The sequence below is a fragment of the Rhizobium sp. SL86 genome (assembly GCF_026672545.1).
In the GTDB taxonomy this organism is placed as follows: domain Bacteria; phylum Pseudomonadota; class Alphaproteobacteria; order Rhizobiales; family Rhizobiaceae; genus Neorhizobium.
The window spans coordinates 675549-695431 of sequence record NZ_JAPPRJ010000009.1 but is presented as its reverse complement, the minus strand read 5'-3'; the positions used below and the strand labels follow the sequence as shown (position 1 = coordinate 695431).

4 protein-coding genes are annotated in these 19883 nt (G+C 61.8%); all 4 read left to right on the top strand.

The features are described from left to right. Positions 1–71 precede the first annotated feature (71 nt). The 4 genes from OU993_RS26500 to OU993_RS26485 are packed head-to-tail and all read left to right on the top strand — an operon-like array spanning position 72 to position 19261. A complete protein-coding gene (locus tag OU993_RS26500; RefSeq protein WP_268162012.1) occupies positions 72–1463 on the top strand; it encodes a VCBS domain-containing protein in 1392 nt (463 codons plus the stop codon). Next, on the top strand, positions 1447–15732 hold the full coding sequence (locus OU993_RS26495; protein WP_268162010.1) for a VCBS domain-containing protein: 14286 nt from the start codon (positions 1447–1449) through the stop codon (positions 15730–15732). Before OU993_RS26500 ends, OU993_RS26495 begins: the two co-directional genes overlap by 17 nt. Further along, positions 15729–17918: a type I secretion system permease/ATPase gene (locus tag OU993_RS26490; RefSeq protein WP_268162008.1), complete on the top strand. Its 2190-nt coding sequence runs from the start codon at positions 15729–15731 to the stop codon at positions 17916–17918. Before OU993_RS26495 ends, OU993_RS26490 begins: the two co-directional genes overlap by 4 nt. Positions 17919–17959: 41 nt before the next feature. After that, positions 17960–19261 carry an HlyD family type I secretion periplasmic adaptor subunit gene (locus OU993_RS26485; protein WP_268162006.1) on the top strand — a complete coding sequence of 434 codons (1302 nt, stop codon included), beginning with the start codon at positions 17960–17962 and terminating at the stop codon, positions 19259–19261. The last annotated feature ends 622 nt before the right edge of the window (positions 19262–19883 follow it).

The window sequence follows — 19883 nt, the reverse complement described above, 5'->3', positions numbered from 1 at the left end:
GCCAGAACGACACACAAAAACGAACCTTCCGCATGAGCAGGCGACCCGTGGAGGCGCCGCAAGGAGAGATCATGTCGCTTCGTCTCAAGATCGTCCATGCCGATGGCACCGCCGAAATCATCACTCTGGGTGGGAATGACCGGCTCGCTTACGCGCCAGGAACCGTTGTCAGCATCGATCAGATCGACGGGTTGAAGGGGGCATCGATCAGTGCAGATGGCACGCTCGTTCTCGTCTTCTCTGACGGCGAGGTGGTCCTGGCAGGCATCCCCCTTGATCAACTCCAGCAAATGGAGCCGATGATTGATCCGAACGCGGTCGAAACCGCTTCGCTCGGAGGTGATCAGTCTGACGATACGTCCGGTTCGATGAGCGGCCTTCTGGGGTGGACCTATCAATCTGCCGGTACGTCCGTCGACACGTTCGGCCAGCCCATAGCAACGGGGTTTGAAAGCGCATTGATCCAGACCGGCGCCGGTCTTCTGGTCAACGGCGACGGCACACGCGCGGGGGAGAGCACCCTTGTTCAGAACGCCGTCCCCGTGATCGCCGGTACGGCGCGTAGGACTGTGGTCGAAGATCTGACCCCGACAATATCCGGCACGCTAACGATCAGCGACGCCGATGACGGGCAGTCCCTCTTTGTGGCACAGGCGGATCAAGCCGGTCTCTACGGACGGTTCACCCTGCTCAGCGACGGAAGCTGGTCCTACGTGCTCGACAACGGCCGCACCGAAGTCCAGGCGCTCGGCGCCGGCCAGAACCTCACCGAGAGTTTTGTCGTGCTTTCTGCCGATGGTACAGCATCGCAAACGGTCACCGTTGCAATCACCGGCACGAATGATGCGCCTGTGGTGAGCGGTGCGGTGCTGGGTTCTGCGACGGAAGACGGCGCGGTGGTCTCGGTCAATGCGCTCGCCAATGCCTCGGATGTGGATGCCGGGACGGTTCTGTCGGTGGTGGCACCGTCCGAACTTCCGTCCGGTGTCAGCTTCGACGTGGCAAGCCAGAGCTTCCGGCTTGATCCGAGTGTGTCGGCCTACCAGTCGCTGGCGGCAGGCCAGACGATAGAGGTCACCGTCCGCTACGGCGTCTCGGATGGCACGGCAACGACACCGGCAGAGGTGCGCTTCACGGTGACCGGCACGAATGATGCGCCTGTGGTGAGCGGTGCGGTGCTGGGTTCTGCGACGGAAGACGGCGCGGTGGTCTCGGTCAATGCGCTCGCCAATGCCTCGGATGTGGATGCCGGGACGGTTCTGTCGGTGGTGGCACCGTCCGAACTTCCGTCCGGTGTCAGCTTCGACGTGGGCACGCAGAGCTTCCGGCTTGATCCGAGTGTGTCGGCCTACCAGTCGCTGGCGGCAGGCCAGACGATAGAGGTCACCGTCCGCTTACGGCGTCTCGGATGGCACGGCAACGACACCGGCAGAGGTGCGCTTCACGGTGACCGGCACGAATGATGCGCCTGTGGTGAGCGGTGCGGTGCTGGGTTCTGCGACGGAAGACGGCGCGGTGGTCTCGGTCAATGCGCTCGCCAATGCCTCGGATGTGGATGCCGGGACGGTTCTGTCGGTGGTGGCACCGTCCGAACTTCCGTCCGGTGTCAGCTTCGACGTGGCAAGCCAGAGCTTCCGGCTTGATCCGAGTGTGTCGGCCTACCAGTCGCTGGCGGCAGGCCAGACGACGGAGGTCACCGTCCGCTACGGCGTCTCGGATGGCACGGCAACGACACCGGCAGAGGTGCGCTTCACGGTGACCGGCACGAATGATGCGCCTGTGGTGAGCGATGCGGTGCTGGGTTCTGCTGCGGAAGACGGCGCGGTGGTCTCGGTCAATGCGCTCGCCAATGCCTCGGATGTGGATGCCGGGACGGTTCTGTCGGTGGTGGCACCGTCCGAACTTCCGTCCGGTGTCAGCTTCGACGTGGGCACGCAGAGCTTCCGGCTTGATCCGAGTGTGTCGGCCTACCAGTCGCTGGCGGCAGGCCAGACGATAGAGGTCACCGTCCGCTACGGCGTCTCGGATGGCACGGCAACGACACCGGCAGAGGTGCGCTTCACGGTGACCGGCACGAATGATGCGCCTGTGGTGAGCGGTGCGGTGCTGGGTTCTGCGACGGAAGACGGCGCGGTGGTCTCGGTCAATGCGCTCGCCAATGCCTCGGATGTGGATGCCGGGACGGTTCTGTCGGTGGTGGCACCGTCCGAACTTCCGTCCGGTGTCAGCTTCGACGTGGCAAGCCAGAGCTTCCGGCTTGATCCGAGTGTGTCGGCCTACCAGTCGCTGGCGGCAGGCCAGACGACGGAGGTCACCGTCCGCTACGGCGTCTCGGATGGCACGGCAACGACACCGGCAGAGGTGCGCTTCACGGTGACCGGCACGAATGATGCGCCTGTGGTGAGCGATGCGGTGCTGGGTTCTGCTGCGGAAGACGGCGCAACCGTTTCGATGAATGCGCTCGCCAATGCCTCGGATGTGGATGCCGGGACGGTTCTGTCGGTGGTGGCACCGTCCGAACTTCCGTCCGGTGTCAGCTTCGACGTGGGCACGCAGAGCTTCCGGCTTGATCCGAGTGTGTCGGCCTACCAGTCGCTGGCGGCGGGCCAGACGACAGAGGTCACCGTCCGCTACGGCGTCTCGGATGGCACGGCAACGACACCGGCAGAGGTGCGCTTCACGGTGACCGGCACGAATGATGCGCCTGTGGTGAGCGATGCGGTGCTGGGTTCTGCGACGGAAGACGGCGCGGTGGTCTCGGTCAATGCGCTCGCCAATGCCTCGGATGTGGATGCCGGGACGGTTCTGTCGGTGGTGGCACCGTCCGAACTTCCGGCCGGCGTCAGCTTCGATGTGGCAAGCCAGAGCTTCCGGCTTGATCCGAGTGTGTCGGCCTACCAGTCGCTGGCGGCGGGCCAGACGACAGAGGTCACCGTCCGCTACGGCGTCTCGGATGGCACGGCAACGACACCGGCAGAGGTGCGCTTCACGGTGACCGGCACGAATGATGCGCCTGTGGTGAGCGGTGCGGTGCTGGGTTCTGCGACGGAAGACGGCGCGGTGGTCTCGGTCAATGCGCTCGCCAATGCCTCGGATGTGGATGCCGGGACGGTTCTGTCGGTGGTGGCACCGTCCGAACTTCCGTCCGGTGTCAGCTTCGACGTGGCAAGCCAGAGCTTCCGGCTTGATCCGAGTGTGTCGGCCTACCAGTCGCTGGCGGCAGGCCAGACGATAGAGGTCACCGTCCGCTACGGCGTCTCGGATGGCACGGCAACGACACCGGCAGAGGTGCGCTTCACGGTGACCGGCACGAATGATGCGCCTGTGGTGAGCGGTGCGGTGCTGGGTTCTGCGACGGAAGACGGCGCGGTGGTCTCGGTCAATGCGCTCGCCAATGCCTCGGATGTGGATGCCGGGACGGTTCTGTCGGTGGTGGCACCGTCCGAACTTCCGTCCGGTGTCAGCTTCGACGTGGGCACGCAGAGCTTCCGGCTCGATCCGAGTGTGTCGGCCTACCAGTCGCTGGCGGCAGGCCAGACGATAGAGGTCACCGTCCGCTACGGCGTCTCGGATGGCACGGCAACGACACCGGCAGAGGTGCGCTTCACGGTGACCGGCACGAATGATGCGCCTGTGGTGAGCGGTGCGGTGCTGGGTTCTGCGACGGAAGACGGCGCGGTGGTCTCGGTCAATGCGCTCGCCAATGCGTCGGATGTGGATGCCGGGACGGTTCTGTCGGTGGTGGCACCGTCCGAACTTCCGTCCGGTGTCAGCTTCGACGTGGGCACGCAGAGCTTCCGGCTCGATCCGACTGTGTCGGCCTACCAGTCGCTGGCGGCAGGCCAGACGACGGAGGTCACGGTCCGCTATGGCGTCTCGGATGGCACGGCAACGAGCCCGGCAGAGGTGCGCTTCACGGTGACCGGCACGAATGATGCGCCGGTGGTGAGCGATGCGGTGCTGGGTTCTGCGACGGAAGACGGCGCGGTGGTCTCGGTCAATGCGCTCGCCAATGCCTCGGATGTGGATGCCGGGACGGTTCTGTCGGTGGTGGCACCGTCCGAACTTCCGGCCGGCGTCAGCTTCGATGTGGCAAGCCAGAGCTTCCGGCTTGATCCGAGTGTGTCGGCCTACCAGTCGCTGGCGGCGGGCCAGACGACAGAGGTCACCGTCCGCTACGGCGTCTCGGATGGCACGGCAACGACACCGGCAGAGGTGCGCTTCACGGTGACCGGCACGAATGATGCGCCTGTGGTGAGCGGTGCGGTGCTGGGTTCTGCGACGGAAGACGGCGCGGTGGTCTCGGTCAATGCGCTCGCCAATGCCTCGGATGTGGATGCCGGGACGGTTCTGTCGGTGGTGGCACCGTCCGAACTTCCGTCCGGTGTCAGCTTCGACGTGGGCACGCAGAGCTTCCGGCTTGATCCGACTATGTCGGCCTACCAGTCGCTGGCGGCAGGCCAGACGACGGAGGTCACGGTCCGCTATGGCGTCTCCGACGGCACGGCAACGACACCGGCAGAGGTGCGCTTCACGGTGACCGGCACGAATGATGCGCCTGTGGTGAGCGGTGCGGTGCTGGGTTCTGCGACGGAAGACGGCGCGGTGGTCTCGGTCAATGCGCTCGCCAATGCCTCGGATGTGGATGCCGGGACGGTTCTGTCGGTGGTGGCACCGTCTGAACTTCCGTCCGGTGTCAGCTTCGACGTGGGCACGCAGAGCTTCCGGCTCGATCCGACTGTGTCGGCCTACCAGTCGCTGGCGGCGGGCCAGACGACAGAGGTCACCGTCCGCTACGGCGTCTCGGATGGCACGGCAACGACACCGGCAGAGGTGCGCTTCACGGTGACCGGCACGAATGATGCGCCTGTGGTGAGCGGTGCGGTGCTGGGTTCTGCGACGGAAGACGGCGCGGTGGTCTCGGTCAATGCGCTCGCCAATGCGTCGGATGTGGATGCCGGGACGGTTCTGTCGGTGGTGGCACCGTCCGAACTTCCGTCCGGTGTCAGCTTCGACGTGGGCACGCAGAGCTTCCGGCTCGATCCGACTGTGTCGGCCTACCAGTCGCTGGCGGCAGGCCAGACGACGGAGGTCACGGTCCGCTATGGCGTCTCGGATGGCACGGCAACGAGCCCGGCAGAGGTGCGCTTCACGGTGACCGGCACGAATGATGCGCCGGTGGTGACTGCGGATCATGTGAGCCAGACGGCGGAAGAAGGTTCTGCCTTCAGCTATGTGGTTCCCGAAGATGCCTTCACGGATGTGGATGCGGGTGACGTTCTGAGCTTTGAGGCCTCTGGCCTGGCGGCCTGGCTGTCCTTTGATACGGCGACGCGCACCTTCTCCGGCACGCCGGCGAATGGTGATGTCGGATCATTCAAGGTGACGCTGACGGCGCGCGACGGGGCCGGTGCTGCCGTCCAGACGATCACCTTTACCGTCGGCAACGTCAACGATGCGCCGGTGGTGACGGGTGCGGTTCTGGGGTCTGCTGCGGAGGACGGCGCAACCGTTTCGGTCAATGCGCTGGCGAATGCGTCGGATGTGGATGCCGGGACGGTTCTGTCGGTGGTGGCACCGTCCGAACTTCCGGCCGGCGTCAGCTTCGATGTGGCAAGCCAGAGCTTCCGGCTTGATCCGAGTGTGTCGGCCTACCAGTCGCTGGCGGCGGGCCAGACGACGGAGGTCACGGTCCGCTATGGCGTCTCCGACGGCACGGCAACGACACCGGCAGAGGTGCGCTTCACGGTGACCGGCACGAATGATGCGCCGGTGGTGACTGCGGATCATGTGAGCCAGACGGCGGAAGAAGGTTCTGCCTTCAGCTATGTGGTTCCCGAAGATGCCTTCACGGATGTGGATGCGGGTGACGTTCTGAGCTTTGAGGCCTCTGGCCTGGCGGCCTGGCTGTCCTTTGATACGGCGACGCGCACCTTCTCCGGCACGCCGGCGAATGGTGATGTCGGATCATTCAAGGTGACGCTGACGGCGCGCGACGGGGCCGGTGCTGCCGTCCAGACGATCACCTTTACCGTCGGCAACGTCAACGATGCGCCGGTGGTGACGGGTGCGGTTCTGGGGTCTGCTGCGGAGGACGGCGCAACCGTTTCGGTCAATGCGCTGGCGAATGCGTCGGATGTGGATGCCGGGACGGTTCTGTCGGTGGTGGCACCGTCCGAACTTCCGTCCGGTGTCAGCTTCGACGTGGGCACGCAGAGCTTCCGGCTTGATCCGACTGTGTCGGCCTACCAGTCGCTGGCGGCAGGCCAGACGACGGAGCTCACGGTCCGCTATGGCATCTCCGACGGCACGGCAACGACCCCGGCAGAGGTGCGCTTCACGGTGACCGGCACGAATGATGCGCCTGTGGTGAGCGGTGCGGTGCTGGGTTCTGCGACGGAAGACGGCGCGGTGGTCTCGGTCAATGCGCTCGCCAATGCCTCGGATGTGGATGCCGGGACGGTTCTGTCGGTGGTGGCACCGTCCGAACTTCCGGCCGGCGTCAGCTTCGATGTGGCAAGCCAGAGCTTCCGGCTTGATCCGAGTGTGTCGGCCTACCAGTCGCTGGCGGCAGGCCAGACGACGGAGCTCACGGTCCGCTATGGCGTCTCGGATGGCACGGCAACGACACCAGCAGAGATCCGCTTCACGATCACAGGGACAGACGACGTGCCGATTGTGGTGGCCGATAAGGGCACGATGACCGAGGATACGGTGTCTCAGATTTTTGACGTTCTGGTCAACGACACGCTCGACAAGGATGCGGGGGCGAGCAATGCATTGTCGATCAGCGGGGTTAGCGTTGTTGGTCCGACCTATTATGGGATCGACGCCAACGATGTCCGAGTGAGCTTCAATCAGGACAACAAACTGTTGGTGGAACTCCTCGGTTCCGACTGGCAGAAGCTGCCGAAAGGCGCCTCGATGGTGCTGAAGGTAAGCTACAGCATTGAGGGCGACCATGGGAGCGTCGGAGGCACCCTGGATGTCACGGTGACAGGCATCAATGACGCTCCGGTGCTGGATGCCTCCGCCGATCTGAGCGTCACCATCACGGAGGATGCCGGTGCGCCGCATGGTGCCGTCGGTTTCCTGGTCTCTGATATCATCGATCCTGCCACGAGTGGCGGCGCTCTCGACAATGTCTCGGATGCGGATCTGTTTGCGGCTAGCGGGATCGCCTTGTCGGGCATTAATAGCGATCACGGCACCTGGTACTGGTCGCTCGACAACGGCACGACCTGGATAAAGATCACTTCCGCGTCGGAGAGCAAGGCGCTGCTGCTCTCTTCTGACTATCGGCTCTACTTCCAGCCTGCTGCCAACTATTCCGGTACGGGTGATGCCGCGCTGACATTCCATGCCTGGGATCGCAGCTTTGGAACGCCCGGAGACACGGTCGATCTCACCGTCGCTGGTGCCACGGGTGGCTCCACCGCCTTCTCAGTCGCAAGTGATACGGTGACCGTGACCGTCGAGGCGGTCAACGATACCCCCGTTCTGACGCTCCCGCAGCCGGGCTCGATTGCGGAGGCGGCGAATGCCTCGGCGCAGGACATCGCTGCGGTAACCGGCAATCTGACGGTGTCGGATGCCGATATCGGCGATCTTCTGACGGCAAGCGCCGGAACGCAGACACTTTCCTGGAGCGGCGGCCCTCTGACGAGCGCGCAAGTGGCCGCGCTGACGGCGGCTCTCGCCGATGGAACGCTGACCTTCGGCGATCCGGTGACGGCCAACGGCGCAACGCAGACGATTGGCTGGACCTGGGACCCGATGGCGGCAAACCTGGATTTTCTGGCGAAAGGCCAGACACTGACGGTCAGCTACGACATAACCGTCGGCGACGGTCATGGTGCCTCCGCGACAAAGACCCTTGCCTTCACCATCACCGGGACCGACGACAAGCCGCTCGCGCTCGCCGATAGTGGCACGATGACGGAAGACGCCGCGGCGACCTCGTTCGATGTGCTGGCCACCGATACGCTCGACAAGGATGCGGGCGCGCTCAACACCGTCACCATCGGCAATGTCGCTGTTTATAGCAACAGCTACGGACTGACGGCGTCTGATCTTTCCGTGACGGTGACCGCCGACAATCGGATCCAGGTGGCGCTCACGGGTGCTGGCTGGCAAAAGATGTGGAATGGGGAGCAGATTCCTGTAACCATCACCTATCGTCTCAATGGCGACAATGGCGACTACTCCACCAACCAGCTTCAGCTTACGGTTCTGGGCCGCAACGACGCCCCCGTCCTCAATGCGGACATGGATCTCTCCATCGTCTTGGACGAGGGCTCGACTTTGCCCCGTGTCGGCGGCGGCATCCTCGTGTCCAGCCTTGTCAGCCGGGTTGGGACCGGCGGGCCTGAGAATGTCACCGACGACAGCTTCGTGACCGGTATCGCTATTGTCGGCGCCGATACCAGTCATGGAACGTGGTACATCTCGACCTATGATGACACTAATGGCGGCTGGACTGCCTGGAAGGCGCTGGGAACGGTGTCGGACAGTCATGCGATGATCCTGCGCGGGCAGGACCGGCTTGTCTTCGTGCCGGCGGCGGGTTTCAGCGGAACGGTGGACGCTGGTTTGACCCTCCGTGCCTGGGACGGCAATGGCGCCACCTATGGTAGCTATTGGAACACCACGACCAATGGCTGGACGACGGGCTATTCCGCCGCAACCGATACCGTCTCCGTGACCGTCAATCATGTCAATCACGATCCGGTCATCAACGAAGCGACCTCGACGCTCAGTGCCGCGACTGACGAAGACAAGGCCGTGACCGGCTCAATTGTCGCCGAGGACGTCGATGGTGACACACTCACCTATGCACTTGCGACCGGCAGCGCTCCGGCGCATGGCACGGTGACCTTTACCGGCAGTCGGTACACCTATACGCCGGTTGACAACTACAATGGAGCCGACAGCTTTACGGTTGTCGTGTCCGACGCCCATGGCGGAACAGACACCGTTCTGGTCAATGTCACGGTGGCGCCGGTTAATGACGTGCCGGTTCTGGGTGGCGACGTCGCAGGTTCGGTGAAGGAAGACACGACACTTTCAGCAAGCGGCACTCTCACCATCGTCGATCCAGACGCCGGCGAGTCCAGTTTCGTGCCTCAGACCAACGCGTCAGGCCACTACGGAACCTTCACCGTCGATGCCTCCGGTCACTGGACCTATACGCTCGACAACGACAAATCCGACGTCCAGGCACTGGGCGAGGGCCATACGCTGTCGGACACGTTTACCGTCACCTCCGCCGATGGCACTGCTTCGAAGACGGTGACCATCACTATCGATGGTACCAACGACGTGCCGGCCATCGACGAAGCGACCTCGTCTCTCATCTTGTTGACCGACGAGGACAGGGCGGTCACGGGCACGATTGTCGCCGGTGACGTCGATGGCGACGCGCTCACCTATGCGCTTGCCAACGGCGGCGCGCCGACGCATGGCACGGTGACCTTTACCGGCAGTCGGTACACCTATACGCCGGTTGACAACTACAATGGAGCCGACAGCTTTACGGTTGTCGTGTCCGACGCCCATGGCGGAACAGACACCGTTCTGGTCAATGTCACGGTGGCGCCGGTTAATGACGTGCCGGTTCTGGGCGGTGACGTCGCAGGGTCGGTGACGGAAGACACGACACTTTCAGCAAGCGGCACTCTCACCATCGTTGATCCGGACGCCGGCGAATCCGGTTTCGTGCCCCAGACCAACGCCCTAGGCCAATACGGAACCTTCACGGTCGATGCCTCCGGTCACTGGACCTATACGCTCGACAACGACAAATCCGATGTTCAGGCGCTGGGCTTAGGCGATACGCTGACGGACACGTTCACCGTCACCTCCGCCGATGGCACCAACTCGCAGACGGTGACCGTCACTATCGATGGTACCAATGACATGCCGGTTACGGTGGCCGATATGGCGTACATGTCAGAAGATTCTCCGGCAACCGCATTCAGAGTTCTCGAAAATGACACGCTCGATCGTGATGCGACCGCGTTGAACACCGTATCCGTGACGGAGATCGCAATTGAGGACAATCCGTACGGCTTGACGGCGGACGATGTGCAGGTTTCTATCCTAGCAGATAACAGGCTGAATGTTACGCTAGGGTCGAAGTGGCAGCTTCTGCCGCAAAGCGTCAGTAAGCAGATCACAATCACCTATAGCCTGGAAGGCGATCCGGGCGCGTCCTCGAGCAGCACGCTGACGATCAACGTAGGCGGTAGCAACGACGCCCCCCTTCTCGACCAGTCTGTCGATTTGGCCATAGCGGTGGAGGAGGGTACCGAGCTTCCCGGAACAGGCGGTGGAATTTCGCTATCCGCTCTAGTCGATTTTGTCGGAGGAAGCGGTCTCAACAATGTCAGCGACGACGGCACTATCCTCGGCGCCGCCATCGTCGGGACAAATACGGCGAACGGTCAGTGGTATGTCTCATCGAATAACGGCGAGACCTGGCAAGCAGTTGAGACCGTTTCGGACAGTCACGCCCTCATTATCGCGTCGTTCACAAGGATCGCCTTCGTTCCGAATCCCGGATTCACAGGCACGATGGCGGATGGCCTCGTCATTCGCGCAATCGACGATCTTATGTACGCTGGCGACTATCGAGATTTGACTGCACTTATCGGCGTGAAAGCTTCGATTAATACCGACCAAGTTCAGTTGACGGTGATTTCCACGAACCACGCGCCCGTGGCGATCGGCCAAAGCGTCACTATTGACGAGGACCATGCGTTGACGGGCACAGTCGGTGCGATCGATGCGGATGCGGGCGATACGGTGACCTTCACCGCAGTTGCGGGCTCTGCCGTGGGAGGCACCTTGACGGCCTTCGATTCGGCGACCGGTGCCTTCACGTTCGTGCCCAACGCGAACTTCCACGGAAGCGCTTCGTTTCAGTTCGTCGCCAATGACGGTCGTGCGACATCGCAACCCGCGACGATCTCGATCGATGTCGAACCGGTCAATGATGCGCCGGTGCTTGCGCTCACTCAACCCAATGCCATCGCGGAAGCAGCAAATGCCGCGGCGCAGAATATCTCGGCGGTTAAGGGCAACTTGACCATCAGCGATGTGGATCTTGGTGATGCATTGTCTGCGCAAGTCGTCGGATCACCGGCACTTGCCTGGAGCGGCGGTCCGCTGACATCAGAACAGCAGACAGCGCTGACGGCTGCTCTTGCAACAGGCGCACTCGCTCTCGGCAGCAGCGCCATTGCCAACGGAACTTCGCAGACAATTGCCTGGACCTGGGATCCGGCTGCGGCGAACCTCGACTTTCTCGCCACCGGCCAGACCCTGACGGTGACCTATCAGGTGGCGGTATATGACGGCACGGTCACGTCAGTGGCCCAGCCACTCACCTTCACAATCTCGGGTGCCAACGATGTGCCGGTCATCGGGGGAGGGACAACTGGATATGTCGTCAAGACCGGTTCGCTTTCAACGAGCGGGACGCTGACGATTGTCGACAAGGATGCCGACCAGTCAGGTTTCGTGGCGCAATCCAACGCTTCGGGCAAGTACGGAACGTTTACAACGGATTCGGAGGGACACTGGAGTTACAACCTCGACAGCAACAACGCCAGTGTGAAGGCTCTTGCTGGAACGGCGAAACTGACGGATACGTTCACCGTCACATCACTCGACGGAACAGCCAGCAAAACCGTCAGCGTCACGATCTACGGATCCAATACGGCGCCGGTCGCGACGAATGTCGATATCACGCCCGTCTTGTCAACGACAGAATTTCGGGTCAACACCAGCAATACGGGCTATCAGTTCCAGCCAAGCATCGCAACGCTTGCCGACGGCGGCTTCGTCATCGCCTGGGAGAATGCCAATTCCAGCAAAGTGGGAGATATCGCCGCCCAACGCTACGACGCTGTGGGCAACAAGATCGGGAGTGAATTCGCCGTCAACAGCGTAACGACCGGCGACCAGCAATATGTAAAGGTTGCCGCCCTGACAACGGGTGGATTTGTCGTGACGTGGGAGAGTACCGACGGTGGAAGCGACAATTCGGGATACGGCATCAAGGCACAGCGCTATGCGGCCGATGGGTCGAAGCTGGGTACCGAGTTCCTTGTGAACACCGTGACGACAGGTGACCAGACCCGGCAGGGCATTGCGGCACTGCAAGACGGAAAATTCGTCATTGTCTGGCAAAGCACCAGTGATGCTACCGATACGTTCGGCGCAAGCACGAAGGGGCAGATCTATAACGCCGACGGCAGCAAATCGGGCGGTGAGTTCCTCGTGAACACTACGACCGCGTATGACCAGATGGATCCCGAGGTCGAGACGCTTACCAACGGCAATTTCGTCGTGACATGGTACAGCTACGACGGGACGGTTGACACGAGCGGTGCCAGCATCCGGGCGCAGATATTCAGTGCCAGCGGACAGAAGGTCGGCAGTGAACTGCTGATCAACACGACCACGGCTGGTGATCAGATACAACCCAGTGTCACGGGCCTCGCCAATGGCGGATTTGTCATTACCTGGGGCAGTTCAGATACGGTCCTGGATACGAACGGTGGCGCGATCAAAGCACAAATTTATTCGGCAACCGGTGCGAAGGTTGGGACAGAGTTCCTCGTCAACACCTACCAAAACGGAACTCAGGAAAGGCCCGTCATCACCGCGCTGACAAACGGTGGATTCGTAGTTTCCTGGATCAGCGACACGGACAGCGTCGACACCTCTGCGGACAGCATCAAGGCCCAGATATTCGATTCCGCCGGCAACAAGGTCGGAAACGAGATCCTGGTCAACACCGTCATAACCGGCTCGCAGTTCGACCCCTCCGTTACGGCACTCGACAGCGGAGGCTTCGTCGTGACCTGGTACAGCGCCGAAGCCGGCAACCAGATCAAGGCACAGATCTTTGATGCCACTGGTCAACGCGTTCAGGAGGTTCCCAGCAGCGAGACGGTTTCCACGTTTGCCGTCTCGAAACTGCTGGCGGGAGCCAGCGATGCAGATGGCGACGCTCTGACCGTTACCGCGACATCCGCAACAAGCACCAAGGGCGCAACAGTCACGCTGCTTGATACGGATAGCAACGGCACCTACGATAGCGTGCGGTACGATACGTCGACATCCACCTCCATTGGTGCGCTGATTACCGGGGAAACGATAGAGGATACCTTCACCTTCACCGTTTCCGACGGGCGGGGCGGAACCAGTACGGCAGTGGCCAGCATCACCGTTGCCGGCAAGAACGACAATGCTGTCATCAGTGGCGTTTCCAGCGGTTCCGTCGAGGAAGATGGAACGTTGACCGCCAGCGGCAAGCTGACCAATGCCGACCCCGACGCCGGACAGGCTTCGTTCGTGGTGCAGACAGCAACGACCGGAAGCTATGGCACATTTGCCATTACGGCTGCGGGAGCCTGGTCCTATAAGCTGACAAACAGTCTCGCCGCCGTTCAGATGCTGAAGACGGGCGAGACCCTCACCGAAACCTTCACGGTCACCTCCTTTGATGGCACCGCGACGCAACCGGTGACCATCATCATCAACGGCAAGGACGACACGTCGGTCATCACGGGTACGTTGACCGGACTGGTGGCTGAGGACACTCTCTCGACGGCGACCGGCGCGCTTTTGGCCAAGGACGGGTCCACCGTGCTCGGCTTCATTGCCCAGACCGCAACGCAAGGGACGTATGGCACATTCGCCATCACTGCGGCAGGGACGTGGACCTACACCCTTGATAACAGTCGCACAGCCACTCAGGCCCTGGCCTCTGGTCAGTCGGTCAACGAGACGTTCACCGTCATATCCAAGGAAGGGACAGCTGCGAGCGTCGTGACCGTTACCGTCTACGGCACCGCGGAACCAGGCGAGAAGATCGACACGGCATCCTTGTCGAGCAGCGTCGGTCTCGAGTATGTTGGAACTGCGGCCGGAGACAAGCTCTCTACATCGATGTCCGCCGTTGGGGACATCAACGGCGACGGATACGACGACTTCCTGATCGGTAGCCCCTATGACGACGAGGGCGGCTCCAATGCCGGCGCGGTGTATGTCGTGTTTGGTTCGTCTTCAGGTGTGCAGTCAGGTCTCGGCACAATCACCGAGGGCGCCGGTGGTTTCAAGATCACCGGTTTGACCGCCAGCAGGACACTTGGCTACGCGGTGTCCGACGCGGGCGATGTGAACGGAGATGGTCGAGACGATTTCATCGTCGCGGATACCAACAGCAGTTACGTCATCTACGGATCCTCCAACCTATCGACTGTGGATTTGAGCAGCATCAAGGCCGGGGTCGGCGGGTTCTCGATCCAGAACGTCAACTTCGCGTTCGCGGCAGCCGGCGACTTCAACGGCGATGGTCATGATGACATCTTGATCGGTGATCGCTTCAATGATGTCAGCGCGTCAGACGCGGGCGCCGCCTATATCCTCCTCGGGTCGAGCACACCAGCGACGAATGTCGACATTTCGGCTGCCGTCAGTAACGGTACTGCGCTCCGCATTCTGGGAGAAAATGCAACAGACTACGCAGGTTTCAGCCTGTCTTCTGTCGGAGACTTCAACCATGACGGCTATGATGACATCGTCATCGGTGCTTACGGTAACGATACCGGCGGATCGAACGCCGGGGCGGCCTATGTGATCTATGGCTCGGCAACCGCAGCATCGACGATATACTTGTCCGACGTCGCGAACGGAATAGGTGGCTTCAAGATCTTTGGTGAATCACAGAACAATCAAGCGGGCTATAAGGTCTCATCAGCCGGAGACGTCAATCATGACGGCTATGACGATGTCCTGATTGGAGCCAACGGAACATCAACTGGCGCAGGCGCTGCCTATGTCGTTTATGGAACGCATACTGCGCTGACGACCGTTAATCTTGACAACGTCGCCTCTGGTTCCGGTGGCTTCAAGATCGAAGGCGAGGGATCATTCAACTATGCTGGCTACAGTCTAGCGGATGCCGGCGATATCAACGGTGACGGGATTGATGATCTGGTCGTTAGCGCCTACGGCAACCAGGAGGGTGGGACGACCGCCGGGGCCGCCTATGTCGTGTTCGGAAACGCGGCGGGCCTCAGCACTATCAGCCTCAGCGACGTGGCGGCTGGCACCGGTGGTTTCAAGGTTCTGGGCGATACCGGGGATTCGCTCGGGAAGACGTTGTCGGCGGCGGGTGATGTCAATGGTGATGGCTATGACGACATCCTCGTCGGGGCGCCTGACAGCGACGCCGGAGGAACGGACAGCGGAGCAGCCTTTGTCATCTACGGCAGTGCTAACTATGGCGGCCAGACCTATGTCGGGACCAATGACAGCGACAGGTTCAGCGTTGCAAACTCCTCGTTAGTCTCTGCTGACGGAGGATCGGGCTTCGATACGCTTGCTCTCGATGGCGCCAACCTCGTTCTCGACTTCACCAAGGTCGCGCAGGACGCCGTCAAGAGCATCGAAGCGATCGACATCACGGGATCCGGCGACAACCTGCTGCAGATCGCAGCAGCCGATGTGCTCGACATGTCGAGCAATGTTTCCGGTGGGGTGACGACACTGACCGTGAATGCCGATACCGGGGATACCGTCAGCCTGACGGGTACCGGCTGGACGAACGCCGGCACAACTTCATCGGGCGGTGTCGATTATGCGGTCTACAACAATGCCTCACAGCATGTCTCCGTGCTCGTTGACGATCATGCAAATGTGGTTCTGGCGGCATGAATATCATCGCGAGTGAGGTCGTCGCCGAAGAGGCGGGAACCTGGGCGTCCGTTGGCAAGCAGCAGCCGGATTTCATGCCGGCGCTGCTGGATGCTGTGCAGTTTTATGGGCGCCGGGGAAGCATAGCCTCGCTTGGCCGCAATTTGCCGCTCGATGAGGACAGGTTGCCGCGCGAGCATCTGGCCGAGGCGGCGTCGCATGCCCGGCTCTCGGTCAAGCCGCTGGCCGGGCTTGCCCTGCTGGGGAAGGCCAGCCTTCCTGTCATCGTGGAACTGGCTGACGGACGTGTCTTGACGCTCCTGAAGCGGGAGACGGCGGGCTATGTGGCGGGAAGCGGCGGACGCCCTGAGCCCGAGGGCTTCCTGTCCTTCGAGGAACTCAAACGGAATGCGCCGCGTGCGGCCTGGTACATCCGACCGGATTTCTTCTTCGACCACCGCAGCGTGCATTTTGATCTTCCCGAGCGGCGCCATTGGCTGATCAGCCCGTTGATGGCCAATGCTTCGACCTATGCCTATGCGGCGCTTGCCGGACTTGTGGTCAACGTGATCGCGATTGCCACGTCGCTCTATTCGATGGCCGTCTACGACCGCGTTTTGCCGAACAATTCGCTCGACAGCCTGATCGGGCTGACCAGCGGCGTTCTGATCATCATCGCCGCTGATCTGGTGCTCAAGATAACCCGGGGCTATCTCGTCGATGTCGCCGGCCGACGGTTCGATGTCGAGGCGGGGTCGCGGGTCTTTTCGCAGATGCTGTCGGTCCGTCCCGAGGCTAGACCCGCTTCATCCGGTGCGCTTGCGCAGCTGGTGCGCGAATTCGATTCCGTGCGTGATTTCTTCACATCCGCCACCTTGCTGGTGCTGGCGGATCTTCCTTTTGTCTTCTTCTACCTGGCCATCATCGCCTTCGTCGGTGGCTATCTCTTCTTCGTCACCCTGACCGCCATCACTTTGCTCATCCTCGCCGGCGTCGTGATCCAGTGGCCGATGAAGCGTAGTCTCGCCAAGGGGTTTCGTGAAAGCAACCAGAAGGCTGCGTTTCTGCACGAGGTGGTCTCCGGCCTTGATACGCTGCGCGCGTCCAATGCCGAGGCCTGGGCACGCCGGCAATGGGAGCACTTCATTGCCCAGAGTTCGGCAACCAGCATGGAAACGCGCGGCCTGTCGCTTGGTTTCGGCATTCTGACGGCATCGATGTCGCAGATCGCCTGGGTGGCAACGGTCGCTTTGGGCGCCGTGCTGGCGTCGCATTCGGAAATGACGAGCGGCGGCATCATCGCGGCCGTCATCCTGTCCAGTCGTTGCATCGCGCCCTTCACCCAGGTGGCCGGGTTGATGGCACGCTGGCAGCAGGTCCGGCTTGCCGTTGGCGCGCTCAACCGCTTCATGCAGGCGCCAACGGACGTTGCGGCGGGACAGCACGCCCTGCAAAACTTTGAGGTGAAAGGAGCGATCGAATTCAACGCCGTGCGGTTCACCTATCTGGCCGAAGGCATGGCTGCGGCGGGCAACATGGCCGCGCTGACGGACCTCTCGGTGCGGATCGGCGAGGGAGAAGCGGTCGGCGTGATCGGGCGGGTCGGCTCGGGCAAGAGCACGTTGCTCAAGCTTCTGGTGCGGCTGATGGATGCGCAGGAGGGGCACATCCGCCTCGACGGTGTCGACATCCGCCAGATCCATCCGGCCGAACTGCGCCGGCAGCTTGGCTATGCCGGGCAGGATACGGTCCTCTTTCACGGCACGATCCAGGAGAACCTCCTTATTGGAAAACCGTCCGCCTCAGATGCGGAGATCCTCGATGCGGCCAAGGCTTCGGCACTCCTGGATGTGATCGGCAACTCGGCGCTGGGACTTGCAACCCCTGTGGGGGAGAGGGGCGGCAATCTTTCCGGCGGGCAGCGACAGGCCGTCGGCCTGGCGAGGGCACTCCTCATGAACCCACCCGTCCTGCTGCTGGATGAGCCGACCAGCATGATGGATTCAACGACCGAACAGCGTTTTCTTGCGGAGCTTGCCGAGCGGCGGCGCAACAGGACGACGTTGATTGTAACCCATAAACTTCAACTGCTGCGACTTACGCCGCGTGTTCTCGTGCTCGATGGGGGCCGGATCGTTGCGGACGGGCCGCGCGATGAGGTGATCGCGCGGCTGACAGCGAAACCATCGGCGGAGGCGCTGTCATGAGCTTCGCATCCACTGCAAGCACGTCCGGAAGAGACCAGGCCATGACGGATATGTCGGCAGTTGCCGAACCTTCGTCCGGGCCAAGGCGCGCCAGCCTCCTCGTGGTCGTGACCATTGTTCTCCTGGCTTTCGCCATGCTCGTCTGGGCAAACGTTTCTACGTTGGAAATCTGGGCAAGCGGCCCCGGAAAGGTCATCCCCTCCAGCCAGATCCAGGTCGTCCAGAATCTGGAGGGGGGGATCGTGCGCGAAGTCTTCGTGCGGGAAGGGGACCTCGTTCATCTCGGGCAACCGGTGGCACGGATCGAGGCGATAGAGGCGCAGTCGAAATACCAGGAATATCTGGTGACATGGCAGGGTCTGTCGGCGCTGGTCGCGCGGCTTCAGGCTGAAGCGAATGGAACGCCGCTCGTTTTTCCGGCCGATCTGCAGGATGGGTCTGCCGGCGCTGCAAATGCAATTGCTGCGGAGCGTGCAGCCTATGCCGCGCGCAGTCAGGAACTGAACTCGACCCTGAGCGTGTATGACCGCCAGAGGACCGATCAACTGCAGTCGGCCGAGGATGCTTCCGTCCAGGACGAGAAACTCTCACAGATCGATGCGCTGGTCGCCAAGCAGATCGACATGCTGAAACCGCAGGTCGCGAAGGGACTGGTGTCCGAGACGGAACTTTTGAAGGCTCAGCGAGAACTAGCCGATACCGCCCTCAAACGCGCGGATCTGCAGGCGGCCATCAATGCGGCAACACGCAAAGCACATGAGATCGAAGCGCAAATGCAGGCGACGCGCGCCAAGTTTGTGGCGGAAGCCAATGGCAATCTGTCGGAAAAGAAGACCGCACTGGCCGGCATGGCCGAGCGAGTGATTGCCTCCAAGGATCAGGTCACCCGCAGCCTCATTACGGCGCCCGTGGAAGGTATCGTCAAGCAGGTCAAGGTGACGACCCCAGGCGAAGTCGTCAAACCCGGCGACACCATTGCGGAATTCGTGCCCACCAGGGATGACCTGCTGATCGAGGTACATGTCAGTCCGAAGGATATCGGTTTCATTCGCACGGGCCAGGAGTCCACCGTCCGGCTCACCGCTTATGATTCATCGATCTACGGTTCGCTGCCGGCTGTCGTGGAACGGGTGGGGGCGGATACGCTGGTGACGCGGGATGGCGACAGCTATTATTCGGTCGTCGTGCGCATCACCAATGCCGCAGCCGCGAATGGACAAGAACTCGACATCATTCCCGGCATGATGGCAGTGGTTAACATCACCACCGGACATCGCACGATCTTCGACTACATCTTCAAACCGCTGACGAAGATCGGAAGTACGGCGTTTCGCGAACGGTGAACCATTTGTCGGTGGCTGTTGAGAACCGCGCATATTTGGTGCCGAGACGGGATTACGGCGAATCTGGACGCGGCGGACAGGGCCCTGAGATTATTGCAAAGGTTTTGATGGGGGAGATGAGCGCGGGATGTGGCGTCAGGAGCCCGGAGGGCGACTGAGGCACATCCCGCGCTGCGTCCGTCAATGATAGACTGGCGGAGCGCCGCAAACAGACATCGACCAAAGCTACCAGGCCAATTCGATGTCCAATCCCTCAGGCATCTGTGAGATGACGTGGCTGTCATCACGCAGGACTGCCGACTGGTTCACGGTGAGCGTCATTATAATGGTATTGGCGCATTCCGTCGAGCTTCTCCGATCAATCCCGACGGCGCTTCGAAAGGTGCGCCGCCGCGATGCAAACTGCTCGTTTCTTCCTCTGCGGGCGGTGTCGCGCGCAGGTTCTGCTTTGCCGCCATTGCGATCGGGGTCAGCGCTATTGCGGTTCTGCCTGCGCCCATGCGGCGCGCCGTGACAGCCTGCGGGCAGCCGGACGGCGCTACCAGAGCACCCGGCCGGGGCGCTTTGCCCATGCCGATCGCTCCCGCCGATATCGGCAGGCTCGCAAAAACGTGACGCATCA